21 protein-coding genes are annotated in these 23,909 nt (G+C 34.7%); 15 read left to right on the plus strand and 6 right to left on the minus strand.

The window, feature by feature from the left end; genetic code table 11:
- The first annotated feature begins 61 nt into the window (after positions 1–61).
- Positions 62–1,003: a ribonuclease Z gene (gene rnz / locus V1503_RS16480; protein WP_320256910.1), complete on the plus strand. Its 942-nt coding sequence runs from the start codon at positions 62–64 to the stop codon at positions 1,001–1,003.
- 122 nt (positions 1,004–1,125) lie between these two features.
- Here the strand turns inward: rnz and proI are convergent, their stop codons facing one another.
- Complete coding sequence (gene proI, locus V1503_RS16485) at positions 1,126–1,962, minus strand: pyrroline-5-carboxylate reductase ProI (RefSeq protein WP_410628286.1); 837 nt, start codon at positions 1,960–1,962, stop codon at positions 1,126–1,128.
- Between the two features lie 713 nt (positions 1,963–2,675).
- On the opposite strand from proI, the gene V1503_RS16490 reads away from it, so the two are divergent.
- Positions 2,676–3,641, plus strand: a complete 966-nt coding sequence (locus V1503_RS16490; protein WP_410628288.1) for an MBL fold metallo-hydrolase — start codon at positions 2,676–2,678, stop codon at positions 3,639–3,641.
- Positions 3,642–3,711: 70 nt separating this feature from the next.
- Here the strand turns inward: V1503_RS16490 and V1503_RS16495 are convergent, their stop codons facing one another.
- Entirely contained in the window at positions 3,712–4,269 is a 558-nt protein-coding gene (locus V1503_RS16495; protein WP_410628290.1) for a hypothetical protein, read from the minus strand.
- Positions 4,270–4,989: 720 nt separating this feature from the next.
- Between V1503_RS16495 and V1503_RS16500 the strand changes: the two genes are divergently transcribed.
- Entirely contained in the window at positions 4,990–5,778 is a 789-nt protein-coding gene (locus V1503_RS16500; RefSeq protein WP_410628292.1) for an SDR family NAD(P)-dependent oxidoreductase, read from the plus strand.
- A 150-nt stretch (positions 5,779–5,928) separates the two neighbouring features.
- Here the strand turns inward: V1503_RS16500 and V1503_RS16505 are convergent, their stop codons facing one another.
- Positions 5,929–6,375: an S-Ena type endospore appendage gene (locus tag V1503_RS16505; protein ID WP_410628294.1), complete on the minus strand. Its 447-nt coding sequence runs from the start codon at positions 6,373–6,375 to the stop codon at positions 5,929–5,931.
- A gap of 297 nt (positions 6,376–6,672) precedes the next feature.
- Here V1503_RS16505 and V1503_RS16510 point away from each other — a divergent pair, with 297 nt between their 5' ends.
- From V1503_RS16510 to V1503_RS16560, 11 genes are all read left to right on the plus strand, one after another.
- Positions 6,673–7,611, plus strand: coding sequence for a dTDP-glucose 4,6-dehydratase (locus V1503_RS16510; RefSeq protein ID WP_410628296.1), 939 nt, complete (start codon positions 6,673–6,675; stop codon positions 7,609–7,611).
- Between the two features lie 243 nt (positions 7,612–7,854).
- Positions 7,855–8,982: a glycosyltransferase family 4 protein gene (locus V1503_RS16515; protein ID WP_410628299.1), complete on the plus strand. Its 1,128-nt coding sequence runs from the start codon at positions 7,855–7,857 to the stop codon at positions 8,980–8,982.
- A 329-nt stretch (positions 8,983–9,311) separates the two neighbouring features.
- Complete coding sequence (locus V1503_RS16520) at positions 9,312–10,673, plus strand: sugar phosphate nucleotidyltransferase (RefSeq protein ID WP_410628301.1); 1,362 nt, start codon at positions 9,312–9,314, stop codon at positions 10,671–10,673.
- Positions 10,674–10,695: 22 nt separating this feature from the next.
- Positions 10,696–11,637, plus strand: a complete 942-nt coding sequence (locus tag V1503_RS16525; RefSeq protein ID WP_410629457.1) for an ATP-grasp domain-containing protein — start codon at positions 10,696–10,698, stop codon at positions 11,635–11,637.
- 16 nt (positions 11,638–11,653) lie between these two features.
- Positions 11,654–12,379 (plus strand): cytidylyltransferase domain-containing protein, encoded by a 726-nt coding sequence (locus tag V1503_RS16530; RefSeq protein WP_410628303.1) that lies wholly within the window; start codon positions 11,654–11,656, stop codon positions 12,377–12,379.
- A gap of 32 nt (positions 12,380–12,411) precedes the next feature.
- Entirely contained in the window at positions 12,412–13,473 is a 1,062-nt protein-coding gene (gene pseG, locus V1503_RS16535) for a UDP-2,4-diacetamido-2,4,6-trideoxy-beta-L-altropyranose hydrolase (RefSeq protein WP_410628305.1), read from the plus strand.
- On the plus strand, positions 13,474–14,523 hold the full coding sequence (gene pseI, locus V1503_RS16540; protein ID WP_410628307.1) for a pseudaminic acid synthase: 1,050 nt from the start codon (positions 13,474–13,476) through the stop codon (positions 14,521–14,523).
- 125 nt (positions 14,524–14,648) lie between these two features.
- Positions 14,649–15,677 (plus strand): polysaccharide biosynthesis protein, encoded by a 1,029-nt coding sequence (locus V1503_RS16545; protein WP_320257153.1) that lies wholly within the window; start codon positions 14,649–14,651, stop codon positions 15,675–15,677.
- A 14-nt stretch (positions 15,678–15,691) separates the two neighbouring features.
- A complete protein-coding gene (gene pseC, locus V1503_RS16550; RefSeq protein ID WP_410628309.1) occupies positions 15,692–16,885 on the plus strand; it encodes a UDP-4-amino-4,6-dideoxy-N-acetyl-beta-L-altrosamine transaminase in 1,194 nt (397 codons plus the stop codon).
- A gap of 42 nt (positions 16,886–16,927) precedes the next feature.
- Entirely contained in the window at positions 16,928–17,230 is a 303-nt protein-coding gene (locus tag V1503_RS16555) for a hypothetical protein (RefSeq protein WP_410628311.1), read from the plus strand.
- Positions 17,220–19,418, plus strand: coding sequence for a motility associated factor glycosyltransferase family protein (locus V1503_RS16560; RefSeq protein WP_410628313.1), 2,199 nt, complete (start codon positions 17,220–17,222; stop codon positions 19,416–19,418). Before V1503_RS16555 ends, V1503_RS16560 begins: the two co-directional genes overlap by 11 nt.
- 423 nt (positions 19,419–19,841) lie before the next feature.
- On the opposite strand, the gene V1503_RS16565 is transcribed toward V1503_RS16560, so the two are convergent.
- From V1503_RS16565 to V1503_RS16575, 3 genes are all read right to left on the minus strand, one after another.
- Positions 19,842–20,993 (minus strand): C45 family autoproteolytic acyltransferase/hydrolase, encoded by a 1,152-nt coding sequence (locus V1503_RS16565; protein ID WP_410628315.1) that lies wholly within the window; start codon positions 20,991–20,993, stop codon positions 19,842–19,844.
- A 103-nt stretch (positions 20,994–21,096) separates the two neighbouring features.
- Positions 21,097–21,282 carry a hypothetical protein gene (locus V1503_RS16570; RefSeq protein ID WP_410628317.1) on the minus strand — a complete coding sequence of 62 codons (186 nt, stop codon included), beginning with the start codon at positions 21,280–21,282 and terminating at the stop codon, positions 21,097–21,099.
- Positions 21,275–21,910, minus strand: coding sequence for a TetR/AcrR family transcriptional regulator (locus V1503_RS16575; RefSeq protein WP_410628319.1), 636 nt, complete (start codon positions 21,908–21,910; stop codon positions 21,275–21,277). The genes V1503_RS16570 and V1503_RS16575 overlap by 8 nt, the downstream gene beginning before the upstream one ends.
- 468 nt (positions 21,911–22,378) lie before the next feature.
- Here V1503_RS16575 and V1503_RS16580 point away from each other — a divergent pair, with 468 nt between their 5' ends.
- Positions 22,379–23,638, plus strand: a complete 1,260-nt coding sequence (locus tag V1503_RS16580) for a Y-family DNA polymerase (RefSeq protein ID WP_214480147.1) — start codon at positions 22,379–22,381, stop codon at positions 23,636–23,638.
- Positions 23,639–23,909: the final 271 nt, after the last annotated feature.

Genomic DNA, 23,909 nt, shown 5'->3' on the forward strand with positions numbered 1-23,909 from the left:
TTGCCTAATCCAACTGTAGTTGTTATGCTTAGTATAGCGCAACGGTGGGGGAGGTATTATTATGGAAGTTATTTTTTTAGGAACAGGGGCTGGTGTACCTGCAAAGGAGCGGAACGTAACATCAATTGCTTTACAATTGTTAGAAGAGCGTGCATCTGTATGGCTTTTTGATTGTGGTGAAGCAACTCAACACCAAATTTTACATACGTCTATTCGCCCGAGGAGAATAGACAAAATTTTTATCACCCATCTTCATGGCGATCATATTTTTGGACTTCCAGGGTTATTAGGAAGCCGATCGTTTCAAGGTGGAGAAACACCAGTGACAGTTTATGGACCGAGCGGTATTAAAGATTATTTAACCATCTCCTTAAAAACTAGTAGCACCCGTTTAAAATACGATTTACATATTCATGAAATTGATGAAGGATTGATCTATGAGGATGAGCAATTTCATGTTACTGCAGGTAAACTTGAACATGGTATCACTTCCTATGGATATCGAATTGTTGAAAAAGATTTACCAGGAGCGTTACTTGTAGACGAGTTAAAAGCACGTGGTATCCCCCCTGGTCCAATATACCAACAATTAAAAAAGGGTTTAACTATTGAATTAGAAAACGGTGACATCATTGATGGAAAACAATTTATTGGTCCAAGCCAAAAAGGAAGAATTATTACGGTTTTAGGAGATACGAGAAGCAACGAAAAAAGTGTTGAACTCGGTAAAAATGCAGACTTATTGATTCACGAAGCAACTTTTGGAGGAGCAGAAGAAGAGTTAGCTTATAATTATTTTCATTCAACTAGTTATGAAGCTGCAGAGATTGCAAAAAAGGCTAATGTTAAAGCTTTGTTGCTAACACATATTAGCTCGCGCTATCAGGGGAGTAGCTCTGAAGTGCTAGTAAATGAGGCTCGTGAGATATTCGATAATACATATATGGCTCATGACTTTTTGTCATACCCTATTCCAAAATTATCAAGAGGTACGAAAGGTTAATGTCAATTTTTTTGATATGAAGTTAGTTTCTACTTCATCTAAAGGGGTTGTCATCAGGTGGGGAAAAGCTCCACCTGATGAAATAGATTGCTCTACGGTAGAATTGGGTTTGCTAAGCTTTGTTATTTAACAAGTTGTGTTAAAGCTGCCCCCAATTCAGTTGATCGATCAGTTGCCCGTTTTATACATGCAATGACAGCTTGTTGATATTGGTGCTGTTCTAGGACCTGTATGCCAGCCTCTGTTGTACCACCTGGACTTGTCACCTCACGTCTAAGTGTGGCTGGTTGTTTTTCTGATGTCTTTAACATTTCTGCTGCCCCGATAATTGTTTGTAAAATAAGCTCTTTGGCAACAGCTTTATCTAGGCCAATTTCAACTGATGCATTTTCCATTGCTTCCACTAAATAATATACATATGCTGGCCCACTTCCAGAAAGGCCTGTTACAGCATGTAACTTGTCTTCAGCAACGATAGTAACGATCCCAACAGTTTCAAACAATGTCCTAGCAATTTCTAAATGGCTTTTTGAACTATATGTTCCTTGTGCCAAAGCAGTTGCGGATTTGCCAATGGTTGCAGACGTATTTGGCATGGCTCGTATAACAGGGTTCTTTTCCTGTAAAAGTTCATTTATAGATGTCGTAGAAACGCCTGCCAACAATGAAATAATGAGCTGATCTGCTCGAATATATTTCGATATGGAGGACAACCCTTCAGCCACATCTTTCGGTTTCATTGCTAGGACGATAACATCCGCATTCTTTATAAGGCTTTCTTTAGAGGTAGTCCTTGTCACCCCATATTTATTCGATAATTCTACTAAACGAGAATGGTTGGAGCGATTTGTTACTGAAATTTGCTTTGGTAGATACAGTGATTCCTTCACCATACCAGCTATTAGCGCTTCAGCCATCGAACCTGCTCCGATGAAAGCAATGTTTAACTCAGTGTTCATTGTAATCCCTCCAAAATCAAATTGATATTCCAAAAAGTATGTGAAATATAAAAAGACCTATTCCATCCATAAAAAGGACGGAATAGGTCTATTTCCGCGGTACCACCTTCATTGACAATAACACTCGATACTCACAATTCACGAATGAAAATCGTCCAGCTCTCTCCCGTAACGAGGGTATACGGTTAGTTTTGCTAACTGCTCCTGGGTAGGTTCATTGATTAAGCGGGTTATGAAATCTTTCAGCCGATGGATTTCATTCTCTTATTACCATTAATCATTTACTAGTCCCATTCAGTGCATTTGCTTATTTGGTTAGAAGGCATAAATTGCCTAGGTTATTTGTGTCTAGATATCGAGCTCGATCGGGTTCAAGTCGTTTCAGACAAACATTTGAAGACAAAAGGTGCATTCATGTGTTTGTCTTTCAGCTCATGTACCCAATAAGTTTTAATTCCACTTTTCTTATTTGTTTGTCATTATGAATTGTCCACATCTATTTGTCAATAGCTATCAGTTGATTTTTTTTACCACATTAACGCGTTATCATATCTAATTATTTGAATATAATGACAAGTGAGAGGAAAACATGTAAACTATGATACATAGTATATGATTATTAAACTCCTCATGTTAGGGGAGCTATAAAATTGTAAGTTAACAGCTGAAAAATGATTATATAAATATAATTGAACATGAAAGGGTGAAAAGTAATGGAGCAAATTTTAAAATTAACTGTACCAACACCATTTCCAGTTGGTGATGTTAATATGTATCTCATAAAAGGTGACAGCTTAACGTTAATAGACGCTGGAATTAAAACAGAGGAAGCATGGAATGTTTTTAGAACTCAATTAAAGGAATACGGCTATCGCCCAGAGGATATTGAGCAAGTTGTTATTACACATCATCATCCAGATCATGTTGGTTTACTAGATTATTTACCTGCTGATCTACCGGTCATTGGTCATCCGAAAAATGAACCATGGATTAGTCAAGATAAGGAATACTTAACGCAAAGGGAATCTTTTTTTACATCACTTTTTTTTCAAGCGGGTATCGATCCAGCTTATATGCCTCTCATCGCAAAAATGAAACTGTCTCTCCGCTTTTCTTGCACTCGGTCATTAACACGTGAAATTATTCAAGGCGATACGATTGACGGTTTGCATGAATGGAAGGTTATAGAAACACCAGGGCATGCCCAAAGTCATATCGTGCTTTATCGCGAATCAGATGGACTGCTAATTGCAGGTGATCATTTATTAGCAGCTATTTCACCTAACCCGCTGCTTGAAGCACCTATGTTTGGTGAGATAAATCGTCCAAAACCTCAATTACAATATAATGAGTCAATTAAAAAGCTACTTGATATTGATATCTCTTATGCTTTTACTGGCCACGGAGAAGATATAGAAGATGCACATTCGTTAATTCTTAAACGCCTTGATAAACAAAAAGAAAAGGCATATTATGTGCTAGACATGTTAAAGAAAAAACCTATGACTGCTTTTGAGGTGTGTAAGCAGCTGTATCCTTCTGTTTATCAAAAAGAGTTAGCTCTCACAATGTCTGAAGCGTTTGGGCAATTGGACTATTTAGTTGATATCAACGAAATTGTAGTCGATACATCGAGCGAGCAATGGCTATATTCCGCTCAAGTTTCTAAAGTGTTGTAAAGTGAACAAATAGAAAGTGTTTAAAGGCTAACGGTTTAGGACCAGTTAGCCTTATTTAAGTAGATGGCTTTTATTCTAAACCACTATATATTGTTTTAAATTTTTTATCTTCAAATTGTACTGCTAATTCGTGTGTTGTTTCTTTTTCATAATTATAAACATAATAAATAATTTCGTAACCACTGACATCTTTACCATCCAATTCTTTATAAAATGGGTTTGCTGATATAAGAATTATGGGGTAGTTATTTTCGATAATATCAAGTGGTATTTTCTGATATTGATCCTCCTCATCAAATATAATTTGTTCTTCTTCTACTATAAATTGTGTGTTATAAGTATCTTTCATTTTCTCATATTGCTTTGTTTTTAAATAGTAGAAAATATGTCTAGACTTATAGTCGTAATCTTTAAATTCATTAAATCTGTTTTCTTCATTGACAAGACTTTTCTCTAACTTAATAATTTGATCTTTATATGTGACCATATTCTGTTGTTGTTGTTCATTTTGAGTTTGTAATTCACTTATCTGTTTTTCTAAGCTTGCTATTCTTCCACTTTGCTCAGAAGAACAGCCATAAATAAAGGTCGTAATAAAAATAGATGTAATCATTAATTTACGTTTCATTCTATCTCTCCTTGTAGTTTAGCACTTGTAAAAAATGCTTGTTCCTCAAGACTTGAAGTGGCAATGCATTAAGAAATAAATGTGGATGATCTTTATTGCATCCAACAGCTATTACTTTGGAGCTAGACAGGATATATATTGTAAAGGATTTTTTTGTTGGATGAACGCTATTAAAAAGAATTTTTCTAGCATTTAGAATCATCAGATTCAATTAATGTAGCGCTAGTGAACAATGGTAAATACTCTTTTTGTAAACTCTGTTGCTATTGTTATCAGATTAGTACCATAAAAAGTGGTTTATATGTTAGTAGCGTTGTACAGAAGAAAATATGCCACGAACGCTAGGAGTATACGTGTTAATAGGTGAAAATTAACATGCTGAGGATGAAAAAAGGTGTGTTGTAGTTTAAGTCATTCAAATACAGCTTTTAATATGTTTCGTTGTACTATTTTTAACACGCTTATTATTTGTAGAGAAAATGGGGTTGATAAGGCAGCGGTTTTCCTTCAATATTGGAAAAGAGCCATGAATTGACAATGGATAAATTATAATTCTAATGAAAACTTGTCGATCATATCAGATGTATTAAGTGAAAATTCAAAAATGATACGTAAAAAACGATTAAGGACTACAATTGATAAGCATCTAGAAAACTGTCATATAAAAATAAAATGAGCTAATATGTCTCTTATGAAACTTAATTTTTGCGGGGGAGAAGGATGAATACACTATTAAATAAAAACATCGTTATTACAGGAGCTTCCTCAGGGATTGGTGAAAAAATTGCATTGAAGGTGGCTAAGCTGGGTGCACGACCTATACTGCTTGCTAGATCTGAAGATAAATTAAAAGAGATTTCATTATATATAAACGAACAAGCTTCAGTCGATAGTCTGTATTTTTCACTTGATGTAAGTAACTTACATCAAGTGAAAGTAGTTATTCAACAAATTTATCAAGAGGTTGGACATATAGATATTCTCGTAAATAATGCTGGATTCGGTATTTTCCATGCATTTATTGATGCAAATATGGATGATATTGAACGAATGTTTGCAGTGAATGTACTTGGTTTAATGGCTTGTACGAAGGAAGTGTTACCTTCAATGATTAGCAATAACTCAGGTCATATTATAAATATTGCATCTCAAGCCGGCAAATTGGCGACGCCTAAATCGAGCGGTTATTCAGCAACTAAACATGCGGTACTTGGATTTACTAATAGTTTAAGAATGGAGCTTGCTAAAACAAACATTCATGTTTCGGCAGTTAATCCTGGGCCAATTGAAACAAATTTTTTCAACACTGCTGACAAATCAGGTAATTATGTGAAAAATGTAAAAAAAATAATCTTGAAATCAGATTATGTGTCTGAGCAAATCATAAAATTAATGATTAATCCTAAGCGAGAGTTAAATTTACCTAGATGGATGAATGCTAGTAGTGTTTTGTATCATTTATTTCCTAGAGCTTTTGAGAAATTTGCAGGAGTATTTGATAAGAAATAACATTAGTTAATGAGGAGTAATTTAACATTACACAAGTTACCACCGCTATGAACGGTGGTAACTTGTGTAAGAGCGCTTAGTTAAGATTTGTGAATTTATGGAATTGTGATATAATTCGGGAATCACTGCTACAGCAATAGAATATTGATTCTATGGTCCATTTGAGTTTGAAGAAAATGTTGTTGGGGGAGGACTATTTGTTATGCATCTTTCTGAAGATGCCAACTCCCATTTTATTTCACACATATCTCCATCGTTACCTCCACTACACGAAGCGGTAACTCTTGTTACATTATTAAAAGAAAAGCTAAAGTTTTGTGTCACAATTAAATCCTGTTGATGTAATAACGTGTTATTTGATAAGATACGTATAGTTGCATTAGAGCAAGGTCCTGTACCGGCTCCATTGGTAGAGATTGTTCCACTTAAAGAGCCTTGGGTATTTCCAGTGAAAATTGTGTATTCAGATGCCCCACAAGATAAGTTAACACTACTGTTCATCTGGTTAACAAAGGTAGGGCAATCGCAACAAGCTGTCTTCTCTGCGGTAGTTATCTTAGTGCTACCACAACATGACGATGTAGTATATTTACCCATTTTTTAACTCCTTTTCATAGTTTGTCTAGTGTATTTTATTCTTGCTAATCAGCATTGATTGGGCACGAGGGTAAATAATATCTTCTTTGGTGATAGTAGTTGTTTAGTTATCTTATACAATTCAGTAAACCTTGCTCATGTATTACAGAGTAAGGTTTTTTTGAGTGGTAAGTCCATAAGTAAATAAATTACTTAACTTATTTTGTTATACATAGTACAACTTTAACAGGAATACATTGAGCATAAATGGATTTGAAAGAATAAATTGAGGCACTACTTTATAGGAGGAATTTACCATTGAAAATGCTTGTTACAGGGGGGGCTGGATTTATTGGTAGATGGGTTGTTAAACAGCTATTATCAGATCAGCACAAAGTGTGGATAGTGGACGACCTATCTAACGGCAGAACAGAAAATATTGAAGAGTTTATTGGAAATGAAAATTTTATGGAGTTTGTTCATGGGGATATTAAAGACACCGCTTTATTAAACGAGCTCTTTCAACAAAAATTTGATCTTTGTTATCATCTGGCGGCGAGCATTAATGTTCATGATAGTATTGAGCATCCCGATACAACTTTTAATAATGATACAATTGGAACATTCTACATTCTTGAACAATGCAGGAGATATGATGTAAAGCTTGTTTTTATGAGTACATGTATGGTTTATGATCGATCTTCAAACGATGTTGGCATTAATGAGACACATTCAATTAAACCAGCATCTCCATATGCAGGAGCGAAAATAGCAGCTGAAAATATGGTGCTCTCTTATTATTATTCATACGGTCTTCCTGTAGTAGTTCTTCGCCCGTTTAATACGTATGGTCCGTATCAAAAATCAAATGGCGAAGGTGGGGTTATTACTAAATTTCTGCAAAATAAATTGAATGGTCAAAGCTTAAATATATATGGGAATGGGACTCAGACGAGAGATTTTCTTTTCGTAGATGACTGTGCTCAATTTGTCGTTACAGCAGGCTACTCTAATCAAGCAAATGGCGAAATAGTAAATGCGGGGTTAGGATCTGATATTACAATAAAAGAGTTAGCAAAGATAATTGTTAATGGTGATCAATCTAGGGTTCGACTCGTTCCTCATATTCATCCTCAAAGTGAAATAGAGAAACTATTATGTAATTTTGATAAGGCAACACAATTATTAGGATGGGTGCCGAAAGTGAGCTTAGAAGAAGGCATAAGAAGAACAGAGGAGTGGTTAAAAGATAGGTGAAAAAAATATAATGATTTATGCTAACAGGACATAGTGGAAGTCAAATAGGCTTAATGAATATATATTAGACCTGAACTACCCATTCTGATACAGACATACCCCAAACTACAATTTAGTATACGAGTTGGTCATGAAAAAATAAGCAACTGAATCAAAAAAAAAGAGGCATCTCAATATTCTTAGAAATGATCGGTAAACAGCCTAGGAATGGTTTATACAATTGTAAATAAGAGGTGATGGAAAATGAAGAGGGTATTGGAAATCACCCCATTTTTAATAAGTGGTTCTGGAAAAGTTGTAACTACATTATCTTTAGAGTTAAGAAAATATTTTGAAGTAACTGTGGCAACTTCAAATCCAGTTGAACAAATAAAGAATTGGGAGGAATATGAAGAAATATTAAAGAAAAATGATGTTCCTATTATAAAAGTTGACTCCTTTAAACGTGATTACAAAAATATGTGGACGGAAATTATATCGTTGACAACTATTCTAGATCAATTTGACCTTGTTCATGTGCATGCCGGATATCCAGCTTTCTTAATAAATATGGCAAAGAAACTTTGCGGTAAAAACATTCCAATTGTAGCAACGTTTCACAGTTGGAATGTTAATAGGCCAACATGGATGAACATAGCAGATGGTTATGCATTTAATATGTGTGATGAAATATATACAATGTCATACTATTGGAAAGAATTTCTAGAAGTGAATGTGAATATTGATAAGAACAAATTAGAGGTTGTCCCTTGGGGAATTGATGTGGAATATTGTGAGAATATTAAGATAAATAAAAAGTTAAAAACATTATATTGTCAGAGCGATGAATTTTGTTTTGTTACTTTAGGGCGTGTAGAAGAAAGGAAGGGGCTATTATATTTAGTTAAATCTTTTAAAAAAGCGCTAACTCAAATTAAAAGAGCGAAATTAATCATTATAGGTGAAATTGCTGAACAGGACTATTATGAGAAAGTACTAAATGAAATACATCTGAGTGGTATACAAGAACATGTTGTGTTTACTGGTAGGCTGAAAAACCCTCTCGAATTGGTTAAGTGTTGCAATGTTTTTGTGTTTCCTACACTAAGTGAAGGCCTAGGTATTGTTGGGCTAGAGGCGATGGCTCTTCAAGTCCCTGTAATAGCCTCTTATACAGAAGGTATTCAAGATTACTTACGGCCGAATATTAATGGCATAGGGGTGAAGCCAGGGAATATAGATGAACTTGCTGATGCATTAATTTATTCATATGAGAATTACTATAAATTATTAGAATTAACAAAAAACGCAAAAATGACTGTAAAGAAGAAGTATGATATTAACGATTGTGTCAGTAAATATGTAAACACGATTAGAAGACATAACCAATAACTATTCTTAACACTCTTTAATATGAATAACGACTATTGCTACAATTCAATTCTATGAAAACTGTTAGCTGCTTTCACTATTAGTTCAAGGTTCCAATCGGATTTACCGAAAATCATACAAAGTAAGTAACGGAATAATGTTTAATCATGTCAGTTTGTTAAGAAGGAAAACATTTGTAACAAAAACATTCTAACATCTGTGACTTAAATTGCCGTTAATTTACGAGATAAATTGTACTTAGTATTCTAAATTCAAAGAATGTTGACCTGAATGATTTTATTAGTATTCTCTCTTCAATATTGAAAATCATAATGAGAGTAGGGGAATAAATGCACCACGTGTTACTGTCAGGTGGTTCGGGGAAACGGTTGTGGCCAATTTCTAATGATTCAAGATCAAAGCAGTTTTTGAAGATATTAAAAGATGACAATGGCAATGTAGAGTCAATGGTTCAGAGAGTTTTACGTCAGCTGCAATTGGCTGGTGTAAGGGATTCAATATACATTACTGCACCTAGATCTCAAGTAGAAATAGTACAAAATCAAATTTCTTCACCTATATCACTAATTGTTGAGCCTAACAGGAGAGATACGTTTCCAGCTATATCGTTAGCTGCAACTTACTTACTATCATTAGGAAATGATCTTGATGAGGTGATTTGTGTCATTCCTGTAGATTCTTATGTTAAAAATGATTTTTTTACTAAGGTACTAGAATTAGAGAAGGTTGTAAATGAAACAGAATGTGATATTGCCTTAATTGGAGTACGTCCTGTATATCCGTCTGAAAAATATGGATATATTGTGCCGAAGCAATCTGTTGTTCAAGGTTCTTACTATCATGGGAGTTACTTTATTGAAAAACCGAATGAAAAAGAGGCGCAACAATTAATAAAAGAAGGTGCACTTTGGAATTGTGGGATTTTTGCATTTAAACTAAGATATTTAATAAATTTATTAATACAAAAAGGTATATCGGTTACATATGACAAGTTGTTAAGACAGTACGAACAATTAAAGAGAATTAGTTTTGATTTCGAAGTTGTCGAATTTGCAAACAATATAGTCGTTTTGCCATATGAGGGTGAATGGAAGGATCTTGGTTCTTGGAACACTTTAACAGAGGAAATGTCTAATAATATTGTAGGAAATGGGAAGATAAGTGAAGATTCAACGAATATACATCTAATAAATGAACTAGAGATTCCTACATATGTATTAGGAGTGTCGGATGCAGTTGTTGCAGCAAGTCCAGACGGGATTTTAGTAAGCAGCAAAAGAGCTAGTCCTCGATTAAAAGACTTATTAGATGGATTTGAACAACGACCCATGTATGAAGAGCGTCGTTGGGGGTGGTATCGCGTTCTTGATTATACCAAGTTAGCAACTGGTATTGAAGTACTAACAAAAAGAATCTGTATTTACAAAGGGAGAAACTTAAGTTATCAATTTCACAAAAAACGAAATGAAACGTGGAAGATTATTTCAGGTAATGGAATATGCATATTAAATAATAAGGAGTTTCATGTAAAGGCTGGAGATGTTGTTAATATTCAAATTGGTGATAAACATACGATAAAAGGGTTAACTGATATTGAAATTATCGAAATACAAATGGGTAAGGAGCTTGTTGAAGAAGATATTATTCGATTGTTTATAGATTGGAACACAATTCAAAAGAGTATTTTTTAGGGGGGAAAAAATAAAAATTAATATTCTTGTAACAAGCATTTCAAAAAAAGTACCGATGCTAAAAGCAGTGAAAGTAGCAGCTAAAAAAATCAATAGTAACATAAAAGTGTACGGAGCCGATAGTGATGAAGCTTGTATCGGTCGTTATTTTGTTGATCAATTTTGGAAAATTCCTAAGTTAGATAAGCTTACAATTGATTACTTACTTCAATATTGCTTAGAAAACAATGTTACCTCCATTATTCCTTCTCGTGATGGAGAATTATTATTTTTTGCTAAGCATAAAAATGTATTAAATAAAAATGGTATCTTCGTAATGATTGCCACAAAAAAAGCTGTAGGCAGATGTTTAGATAAATACCTATTTAGTAAATTCGGAACGAAGCATGGCTTCCCTGTAGTTCAAACGGAAACAAGTTTTATAGATTTGGTAGGCGATAACCAATTTTATGTAGTAAAAGAAAGGTATGGGGCTGGATCAAAAAATATTGGCTTGAAATTAACAAAAGATCAGTCAATCAAGTATGCCGAAAAGCTAATTACGCCCATTTTTCAACCATATATTGAAGGGGAAGAGATAACCGCAGATGTATATGTAACGAGAAATGGAGAAGTGAAAGGTATTGTTACTAGAAAACGTGTATTAGTAGTTAATGGTGAATCACAAATATCTACTACATTTCGTGATCAACGATTAGCAAGGCTTTGTTCAAAAGTGGTTACTGATTTAGAGCTATATGGTCATATTGTTTTACAAGTAATAGTTGATAAGAATGGCCACTTTCATATTATTGAATGTAATAGTCGTTTTGGTGGTGCTTCTACATTAAGTATAGCGGCTGGCTTAGATAGCTTTTACTGGTTTATATTAGAAGTAAGTGGGAATGATTTACACAAATACCCTTTTGTTCGCTCTAATAAGGAAATGATGCTTGTTCGGTACCCTGAAGATTTAATATTGTGAGCTAGGCGGTGAGCATTTGGAGATTCTAATAATTATCCAAGCTCGAATGGGCTCGACACGATTACCTGGTAAAGTATTAAAACCGTTAGGCGCGAGTACGGTTATAAACTATGTCGTTTCTAGGTGTAAGCAAATTCAAAAGACTTTGGGTATCATAGTGGCAACTTCTACCCTCAAACAAGATGATCAAATTGAAGAATGGTGTAAAAAACATGATATTACTTGTTATCGTGGAAGTGAAAGTGATGTACTAAGTCGTTACTATCATTGTGCAAAACAGTATAACCCAGATTATGTTATTCGTGTTACTGCAGATTGTCCATTTATAGATTATAACTTTGCAAACCAAATCATAAATCGTATGGAGAAGAATCCGGCAGATATTGTAATTGTTCATGGGCATTTACCTCGTGGATTAGTTGTTGAAATGATTGCATTTGCTGCCCTTGAATTTATTTATAAATATGGTTATGAAACCCGTCACCGTGAACATGTTACTTACTACGCTTATGAACATCCATCGAAGTTCAAGCATACAAAAGTAATCGCACCTAGTTTTCTGAATCATCCTGAGCTGAGGATTACCTTAGATACAATAGAGGATTATCAGATGTGTTGTGTGGTAGCTGATTATTTTAAGGGAGAGATTCTAATTCCTTCTCGAGATGTGGTGGAATATTTAGTTACACATGCTAATGTAGCAAATATGAATGCTCATATCACTCAAAAACCTGTAGAATAAATAGTCAGGTTGAGCTCAATTGGAGGATAACTATGAACACTGTCTTTAGAGTAGACGCATCTACGCTAATAGGTACTGGTCATGTTATGCGTTGTCTAGTGCTTGCTGAACAATTAAGAGAAGAAGGATATGTTGTTTTTTTTATATCAAGGGAGCTTGAAGGAAATCTTAACTCATATATTGAATTACAGGGATTTCGTGTGATTCGTCTTTATAAGCAAATTCATTCAGAGCAAGAAGATGCGGATGAAACTTTGCAAGGACTACAAGTGATTTCTAACCAAATAGAATGGCTTATCGTTGATCACTATCGTATTAGCGAAAAATGGGAGAGTATAGTGAGGAATCGCGTTTCTAAATTGATGGTAATTGATGATTTAGCTAACAGATATCATCATTGTGATATATTGCTTGATCACAATTTTATTAGTAACTACCAAACTCGCTATGACCTACTCGTTCCACCTCATTGTAAAAAAATCCTCGGACTAAAACACCTACTCATTAGAAAAGAATTTATCCATGAAAGAATACAACTAAAACAAAGAGACGGGAATGTCCATCGACTACTGATTTTCTTCGGAGGTAGTGATCCAACAGACGAAACTGAAAAAGCTCTAAAAGCCTTGAAAAAAATTGATTATGATTTACATCATGTAGACGTCGTCGTTGGAACTTCAAATCGGAAACAAGATGTGATTTATATGATGTGTGAACAACAAGGTTATCAATATCATAGTCAAATCACCGATTTTGCAAGATTGCTATCAAAGGTGGATCTCGTAATTGGAGCAGGCGGTATATCGATGTGGGAAAGATGTTATTTAGGTGTCCCATCTATCACTGCGATTGTTGCAAAAAATCAACAACCATCAGTTTGTGCTGCTCATCAATATGGGGCTGTATGGAAAATCGGTTGGCATGAGGATGTCAAAGTAAATAATTACGCTGCAAAAATTAACGATGCTTTAAGCTCACCTCAAAAGTTAATTAACATGAGTCAACGAGCGTTAGCTATTACAAATAGGTGTATAAATAATCAACAACATAGCGTTGTCAAAACAATTTTACAAATGAAGAGAGGAGAAAAATAGGTGTATGAATGCAAAATAGCTAACCGCTACGTTGGTAAGGGTCATCAACCGTTTATTATTGCGGAAATGTCCGGGAATCATAATCAATCATTAGATCATGCGTTAACAATTGTAGAGGCTGCAGCTAGAGCTGGTGTCGACGCTATAAAACTACAAACATATACAGCAGATACGATGACAATAAATATGAATAAAGAGGAATTTTTTATTAACGATTCTAATAGCTTATGGCAAGGTCAGACATTGTATGATCTGTATAAGAAGGCGTATACGCCATGGGAATGGCATGAGACGATATTTAGCAAGTGTGAGCAGCTTGGCATGGTCGGGTTTAGTTCCCCCTTTGATGTGACTGCTGTAGATTTTTTAGAAGCATTAAATGTTCCTGCTTATAAAATTGCTTCATTTGAAAATGTAGATATTCCGTTAATTAGAAAAGTAGCTGCGACAGGGAAGCCTGTATTTATATCTACCGGCATGGCAACAGTTGCTGTGCTTGATGAAGCAGTTCAAGCAGCGAGAAGTGCGGGGTGCAATAATCTAATTTTATTAAAATGTACGAGTTCCTATCCTTCATCCGAAATCTATTCAAATATTGCGACAATCCCCCATTTGGCCGATTTGTTCAATTGTGAGGTAGGGTTATCAGATCATACTATGGGGTTAGGTGTTCCAATAGCTAGTGTTGCTTTAGGTGCAACAGTTATTGAAAAACATTTCACGATGTCTAGAACTGATGATGGGATAGATTCACCATTTTCTATGGAACCAGATGAGATGAAAATGCTTGTTACCGAAGTAAGGAAGGCTTGGAGATCGATAGGAAAGGTGAGCTATGGTCCAACAGAAGGAGAGGTTTCGTCGTTGCAACATCGTCGATCTATATATATTACGGAAGACTTAAATGAAGGAGAAATGATTACAGAAAAAAATATTAGAATCATTCGACCAGGTAATGGTCTTGAGCCGAAATATTATGACATTTTATTAGGCAAGCGTGTAAAGGAAAGTGTTAAGAAAGGTACCCCTGTGTCATGGAAGATGTTTTAACTAATTTCGACTTATTCACCTTTTCAATGTCATGTTCAAACAGTTTAAACATTAACATAAACACCTAATTTTATTCCAAGTGTAGTGTGAAGTAATAGTGAAATCTATGAGGGGAAGTAGGTGTTATTTTGTTTGAAGGAAAAAAAATTTTGGTGACAGGAGGAACAGGAAGTATCGGTAAGGCACTAGTAGATATTTTGTTAACATTTGACCCTGCCGTTGTACGTATACTTAGTCGGGATGAAAATAAGCAATTTGAAATGCAAGAAGAGCGAAAAGTTCAAAAAGAGCTGCGCTTTTTATTAGGTGACGTTAGAGATAAAGAACGTCTTAGTTATGCAATGAAAGATATTGATTACGTGTTTCATTTAGCAGCGTTAAAACATGTCCCTGCTTGTGAATATAATCCATTTGAAGCAGTCAGAACAAACGTAATTGGTTCACAAAATGTCATTGAAGCAGCTCTTGAAAACAAAGTGAAGAAAGTGCTATTTTCAAGCAGTGATAAAGCAATTAGTCCTACTAATACAATGGGAGCTTCCAAGTTAATTGCAGAAAAACTTTTTGTTTCTGCCAATTCATATAAAGGAAATCATAAAACTGTTTTTTCTTCAGTCAGGTTTGGCAATGTAATTGGATCAAGAGGGTCAGTTATTCCTTTATTTTTTAAGAAAATAATGAAAGAAAAAAAAATAACAGTTACCGATTTAAAAATGAAGAGATTTATGATGTCACAAACTGAAGCATGCTCGTTAATGTTAGATGCACTTCGGATTGCTAAAGGTGGAGAAATATTCGTATTAAAAATGCCTGTAGTTCAACTAAACGATTTAGTTGAAGCAATCATATCAATTGTTGAGGAAAAATTTAATATACTAAAGGATGAAATTTATATTGAAGAAATCGGCTTACGACCTGGGGAAAAGGTTGTTGAAGAACTTTTAATGAATGAAGAAATCCCGTTAGTTTATGAGAAAGATAACATGTTTATTATTCCTAGCGATTATACAAAAGTTGAAGACGCGAGTAAGACGGTTAAAAGTGTTCATTACCGGGCTGACTGTTTAGCTTGTAACCAGTTAGCTGTGAAAGACATCAAAAACATTATATTGAAAGAGGTAAATTTATTAGATTTTTTATGGTCTGATCGATGAAGAGGGGGAATGTTATGTTAAATAAATTGGCTATACACGGTGGCAAACCCGTTCGAAATGAATTCCTCCCTTACGGCCAACAATGGATTGATGACCAAGATATTAACATAGTTATCGATGTTTTGAAAAGTAAATATTTAACTACTGGACCTCTTCTTAAAAAATTTGAGAAAGAGATTTCAACATATGTAAATAGTAAATACGCTGTTGCATTTTCAAGTGGAACGGCTGCACTTCATGCTGCTGTTTTTGCTGCCGGTATTTCTGAGGGGGATGAAGTAATAACAACACCAATAACGTTTGTAGCAACTCCGAATTGCGTTTTATATCAGAGAGGCTCTCCAATTTTTGCTGATATTAATCTTGATACGAATAATATTGCAGCTGAGAATATAGAGGCGTTAATAACATCACGAACAAAGGCGATAATTCCTGTAGATTTTGGAGGTCAGCCTGTTGACTTGGATGACATTATGAGTATTGCTAGGAAACACGATTTAATCATTATTGAAGATGCAGCTCATGCTCTAGGTGCTAAGTATAAGGGAAGACAGATAGGATCAATAAGTGATATGACAATGTTTAGCTTCCATCCAGTAAAGCACATTACTACTGGTGAAGGAGGGGTTATTACAACAAACAATCCAGACTATTATGATAAGCTCATCCAATTCCGTAATCATGGAATAACTAGAAACTGTGAAAAGATGGGGGAGAACGAAGGGGCGTGGTATTATGAAATGCAATTTCTAGGCTTTAATTATCGTATGACTGATATCCAGGCTGCACTAGGAATAAGTCAACTCAAAAAAGTTGATTCATTTATAAGTCGTAGGAAGGCTATAGTAAGAAAATATAATAGTGCTTTTGATAAGCTAAATCAACTTACTCTACCTTATGAAAAGAATGATAGGCTTTCAAGTTATCATTTATATGTCATTAAATTGGACCTGCATAAATTAAACGGGGCTCGTAAGGAAATATATGAGGCTTTAATAAATGAAAATATTGGAGTTAATGTTCATTATATACCTGTATATTTACAACCTTATTACCAGCAGCTTGGTTACCCACCAAGTCTTTGTCCTGTAGCAGAAAAGTTTTACGGCGATGCTATTACCTTACCATTATTTCCGAAAATGACTGATGAAGATGTTGAAAGTGTAATAAAAGCAGTCCAAAAAGTCATTTTTTACTTTGCCAAATAAGAAATATTTCATTGAAAATGAAAAAAAAGCGAGGTGTTTTTAATGGACATTTACAATGAAAAAATGCATGTTAATGAAGATAATAAGAGCCTTGAAGCTAGTAAGGAAAGTGACTATAAAAAAGCTGTTACCGAATTAACAACATTATTAGTTGAATTAAAAGAAATGTCCAATCAATCATTGTCTAACTATTGGACAGAAGAGGATATTAAAGAGGTTCAGGCTGGAATGAATAAGCATGATTATGAGTCGCTTCAATACAAGAAAGGAATTCTAAAAAACCTTGAAGATTTTCAAAGAGGAAACTGGAAAAAATTATTAGAAAGGGAAGATGATGATAAATGATGATTTGTACAATCATATAGTAGAGTCGGAAAAAATACTTCTTTTGACAGTACAGAGCATAAAAGAAGGGAATGACAAATATGCTCTCGAGTATTTTATCGTTTTTCTAGAGAAATTAGAGTTTGTTATAGCAAATTATTCTTCTAACATGATGGTAAGCTCTGATGAAGTGAGAGCTATCATTTTACTACTTCACCCGTTACGTAAGATATTAAGTGAAAAAGATATCATCGGTCTTAGAAGTATACTTGAATGTGAGGGGTTGCAGTTACTAAAAAAAATGAAAGGAAGGTTAATTTTAAAAACTACACTATTAGAAATAGGTTTTCAGAAAAACTTTAACCTTCTCCCAGAGCGTATTAAAAAACAAGTGAGAAAGGTGAATAAAGATGATCTATGGAGAAAAATTCAGGTGTCGGTTAATGATAAAGGAATGCCGACTTGTAAGTATATTGGAACAGAAGGGTCTTTTTATTTAAATGGTACGACGCCATTAGATGAAGGTGAAGTATTATTTAAAGAAAATTCTATAATTGATGCTACATCTTTATTTATTTATGGCTGTGACGTTGGCTATCCACTGTTTACTCTTGATGCAAAAAGACACTCGAATACGTTTGTTGTTATATTTGAACAAAATATATATATTTTTTTGGCGATGTTATATTTGTTTGACCTTGAAAAATTGTTGAAAGATCCGAAAGTTATTTTTTTTGTGGGAGATTTTCATGACATTTCACAAGAATTCCAGCAATTTTTACTTACTGGTGGGTTGCTAAGATGCACGATGCCTACTTGTGTCTTTACGAATAGTGCAAAAAGATATTTTAAAAAGAAATACTTGCACCTTCATCAATCAATTATGCAGCTTATTACTTTTTGTACGATAAATATAGGTAACGATCCTTATGATAATTTAATAGGTTTTCATAATTTAATTAACAATGTAAATGAAATTATTGAAAATCCGTATGTTAGTAGTTTGAAAAATAAATTTTATAATAAACCAGCGTTTATTGTTGCAAATGGACCATCATTGGACAAAAATATCGAAATATTAAAAAAGATTAAGGATAAAGGTCTTATGATAGCAGCTGGCTCTTCGGTAATACCTTTATTAAAGGAAGAAATTAAGCCTGATGCAATGTGTATATTAGAACGAACCGAGCAAGCTTTTTTACATCATTTTAGAGGCATAGAATATCCAGAGGAATTAGTCTTACTTGGTTTAGCAATAATTGATAAGCGAAATTATCAAACTTTTCAAGGACCAAGGATTCCAATATTTCGCTCAAGGGAAGCAATGAATAGATGGGTTAACCGCTTCATTGGAGATGAATCTTGTCTAAGCGGTGGTTCTAACGTATCACATCTAGCGTACGAGGCTGCTATATACATGGGTTCTAATCCTATAATATTTGTAGGTCAAGATTTTGCCTTTGCTCCAGATGGAGCTCACCATAGTAAAAAGTCACGTTATTACGAAGGAAGTTCCCAGAGCGATTATGACAAAAATAAGGTAGTGGATGTTGACAGTAATGATGGTAAATCAATTGCTTCAACGCCTTTGTGGACGTTCTTTAGAAAGGGCCTTGAAGAAATGATAATGAATACCCCCCACATAACAGTCATTAATGCAACAGAAGGTGGTGCGAAGATTAACGGTACGACTTGTATGCCATTAATGGAGGCTATTGAATTATATTGTAAAAAGCCGTTGAAAAAGAAACTCTATACAATTGTTTCTGAAAGTAAAGAAACAATCAATTTAAAAGACAGAATGATTAGATTACATGATCTAGCTGATGAACTAGATAAATATACACATGGAATAAAGAGTTTATTACATTCGACTCAACAAGGAATGAAAAGATGCCACGAAATTTTAAACCTATGTAAAAAAGAGACTGGAGCGACTTTAAATGAGCTTGAAGAAGTATTGAATAACAACCATATAGATCTTCAGCAGTTTTTTTCAAATGATTTGTTCGTTTATTTTTTTCAACAGATAATGTATACCGGCTACGATGATTTAAATCGGTTAGGCAATATTCAAACTGTAGAAGGTGCAGTAAAAGCTCTGACAGTACAATCTAACTGGTTCAAAAGATTAGAGATCATAGCAGAAAGCCTTGTTGAGAGCTTTATAGAAGCACAAAAGAAGTTACTAAATATGAGTATATTTTAGCTTACTTTAAAAGGGTAGCTCAAAAAGCGGTTATGGAGAATTTATCTATCGTATAAAGGCGATGCTGTCTTATATACAAGATAAGAGTGTGAGATTTGCTCTGAAATTTTGCTTATAACAAGGATGAAGGGGACCAATTTAAACGATGAAGCACTGCGGTATAATTTGCTTTCGTCTATTACTGATTTGCTCATATGCCCTGTCCAATGAAGGAAAATATTTACATCGTTAAACTTACCTATTCAGCATTGTCCATCGTGCTAATATTATTGGTAGTCCAAGGCAATCACAATTCACTACTGTACCTTCACCCTCAATAATAAATGAGGGTGAAGAATTATACTATAAGTGGTGAAATGGAAACCATCAAAGGAAATAGGGATAACTCAATCATGAGTCACCCTTTTGAAAATTATGACTTTTTCATAGGGAAAGTTGGATATATCCAGATCTTTTTATCGTTTCATTTTCTTCACCTAAGTAAAAATCTATTAATATAGTGCGATCTTCAATGTCATATATGCTATGCCATAACGTTCGTGTAGGACATTGTGATTCTCTTAAGTGAGAATGGTCATGAAAAGAGACTTGTTGATTTACATTTTTTATAAAATTTATGGAGTAAGGAGCTTTATTTCTCTTGATATTTTCTTTTATATTACAGAACCGATTATACATAGATAATCGATCATCAGTATCGGGAAATTGTGACTCGGATTGAAACTTGTACAATGGGAAATTAGTTACTACTTGGGGATGGTTCTTATCACCATCAAAAGTAAATTCTTTATTACGTCCGTGAGATTGTTCCCAAACAAATGAGTTGCCATGTTTATCAGCGATGAGGAAGTGCAAGGGATAGAGAGTATAATAGTGTTTATTCATATGCAATGCTTTCTTTGCCTCTTCAATATTGGCACATGTATCTAATAACAGTCTTAGTATTTGTAGTTCATTCAAACCAACTTGAGGCTGATAGGTTGGTTCAATAGGGTAATGAGTAATCGCATCATCATCAGCTAATAACGTAACAACAAGACCTTCTGAGTTTATTCCATCAAGTACTCCACTAAGCATTTCATATCCCGACACACATAAAGAAGAATAGCCTTCGTCTGGATGCAGCTCAAGAATGTAAGGATTTGCAAAAGCTGGTTTTTCGTCATCAGCTGGTATTCCCCCAGTTATAGTTCCAGTTGCAAAGTCGAAGTTACGACTTACGACTGGACTTCCATTTTGTGTAGTTGTTGGAGGGTAAAATACAACTGAACAGCCAGGTAATCCAGACGAATAAACGAAGGAAGAAAAATCATAGCTATTGTCTTCAACGTTTACATTACTGAAATAATCAGTCGCTCCTTGTATTCGGTCAAGTAAGATAGGATAATTATTTTTAAAATATTCTAGCTGATATTTGTATTTGGTAGTTGCGGGGTAAGGTAGGGCACGATGATTATTATACGCAATCTCAGCTAGCTTCTTTCCAATATCAAAATTTGAACCTTTTATCTTTACATGACGAACTTCCATAAACTCATTTGGACTTCTTGTAATTACTTTTTCCTCGAAAAACATGACTATCCCTCCAGTTAAATATGATGTAATTTTTTTCATAAAGGTGATTGTTACTAAAACAATTTACATGCAGATAACTAAAATTCATGTTATCTTTTATTCTTTATAACGCTGACAATCTTATAAAACCACTTCTTATACCGCCCACTCCGTTTAGTGTAATTAACACACCTAGCAACACAGTAGAGGAACACACCAGTACTTTTTCATTAATTCTGTTACCTAAACGACTAATGATGACTGAACCAATGATACTTCCAAGTTCGATAACACTGCTAATTTTATTCATTGAGGGTACTATCGTAAATATTCTTGGAATTTACTGGTGCAAAAAGGAGCAACGCCTGTGGAATAAGTGCCTTCCATATAACCCCATCGGGCGGATCGATAATTGTTACACGAATCCCATTTAAAAATTGGAAATAAGATGTTGCTACGATTTCAGGATTCAACGTATGTAGCTCACCTTGTTTTTGTCCTTCTATAATGATTGGCTTCAGTGCGTCGATGACGTCATGGAAAAAAGAATCTAATTGCTCGAATAATTTTGGAAATCTTTCATGTTGCCCTAATACATACTGAACTAAGCGTAAATGGGTTTCCTTTTGAGAAAAGGTAATAACATGCTCTTTAACCATTTGTTTAAGATGTTCTAAGGGGGAGTGATCTTTGTTAGTTTGATATAAAAACAGCGCCTTCATTTCATCTAACGGTTCTAATACCGCGGCCTCAAAAAGTTGCTCCTTATTTGAAAAATAAGTAAATACAGTTCCGAAACTCACTTCCGAAGCTTTGGCGACAGCTGCAATTGTTGTTTCTGAATAGCCATTTTTCGAGAAGAGGGTGATAGCTGCATGTAAAATTCTTTGTCTTTTTTCTTCCCGTAGTTGTTCCTTTTTAGATATTTGTTTAGACATAATTAGACCTCGCATTCAATGATTGATTAATCAATCAAAATTATAACATGTATACTTTAGTAATAAAAGAAGAAATTGTAAAAAAACATGTAGAATAAATCCCTTTATGAAAGGGTATTTTCACATTAATTGTTTCATTAGGCTGTTTTCGTATAGAATGTGGTTTTTCGTACTAACGGATAAAACTAGTTTTCGTGGCATGTTTTCTCCACTAAAAACTATACACATCAGTTACTCAAATTAAGTGAAAAAAGTAACAAAGTTTAAACAAAGTGTCTTCTGAAATATCTAACAATAGTGCTTTTCGAACAATAAAACACCTTCATGAGTGGCTACAGTGTTTGTCACCAAACATTGGGGATCTTAGCATTTCTTATTGGAAACAATTTGTAATTGATAACGAACGTATATTCGGTTAAGATGTTGAATATAATAATACGAACGTATATTCTTTTAGGGGTGTTATATTTGATCGATTATAGCAAAATGCCTCACCATAACATCTTATGTATTGATATGAAAAGCTTTTTTGCAAGTTGTGCAGCAGTACTGCTGAATTTAGATCCACTGACATGCTACTTAGCGGTTGTTGGTGATACAGAAAGACAGGGGAGTGTTGTTTTAGCAGCTTCACCACGCTTGAAGAAGGAATTTGGTATTAGAACAGGGTCACGTTTATTTGAAATCCCTAAGGACCCGCGAATTGTAATCGTCAATCCAAAGATGCGCACATACTTACGTATATCAATGGAACTTACTAAGTTATTTCAGCGCTATGTGCCGGGAGAAGCAGTTCATACGTATAGCGTTGATGAGAGTTTTTTACAAGTGGATGGTACTGAGAAGCTATGGGGTGATGCAGAAACGACAGCTCAAAAACTAAAAGAAGATATAGAGAGAGAATATGAAGTTCCGTGTGCAATTGGTATAGGACCAAATATGCTTATGGCAAAACTATGCTTGGATTTAGAGGCAAAAAAAACAGGGATTGCTCGATGGACGTATGATGATGTGGAAACAAAGCTTTGGCCGCTTTCACCACTTAGTCAAATGTGGGGAATTGGTGGGAAAATGGAAAAAAGATTAAACAGGATAGGAATATTCTCAGTAGGGCAGCTTGCTAATTATTCCCTCAAACTACTTGAACAAAAGTTTGGCATTATGGGAAATCAGCTATATTATCACGCGTGGGGTGTTGATTTTTCAGAGCTTGGTGCACCCTTTTTGCAAGGACAAATTAGCTTTGGAAAAAGTCAAATTTTATTACGAGATTATCCAAATCCGACAGATGTAAAGCGAGTAATATTAGAAATGTGTGAGGAGGTGGCAAGAAGAACTCGCACAGCTAAAAAGGTCGGAAGAACGGTTAGTCTTGGTATTGGATATAGTAAAGATGAATTTGGCGGCGGATTTTATCGTTCAAAAACAATGGAAGAACCAACAAATATTACAATGGATATTTACAATGTTTGTATTGAGCTATTTCAAAAGCATTATACAAATAAAACAGTACGAAAAATCTCTATTGCACTGTCTAATATTGAGGATGATCTAAATATGCAACTATCGCTGTTTGAAATGAATAAACCGAAGCAGCAAGCACTCGGCTACTGTATGGATGAAATCAGGAGGAAATACGGCTCAAATGCAATTTTGCGAGCAGTTTCATATACGGATGCGGGGACGGCACGTCACCGCAGCACACTAGTAGGAGGCCATAAGCAATAGGAAAAGCGGAAGTGCCTTGGTCATCTCCGACAAGCCCTAGAAGCATTGCAAATGAAGGCGTTCTTTGCCTTTAGGTGTAATGGTGAAGTGACTCGAGGGACTAGGAGGCGCAGCTGGACAATAGGAAAAGCGGAAGTGTCTTGGTCATCTCCGACAAGCCCTGGAAGCATTACAAATGAAGGCGTTCTTTGCCTTTGGGTGTAATGGTGAAGTGACTCGAGGAGATAGGCACTGTAGCTAGCCAAAAAGAAAAGCGGAAGTGCCTGCAATT

This window comes from Nanhaiella sioensis (genome assembly GCF_046557775.1).
GTDB classification, from domain to species: domain Bacteria; phylum Bacillota; class Bacilli; order Bacillales; family SM2101; genus Nanhaiella; species Nanhaiella sioensis.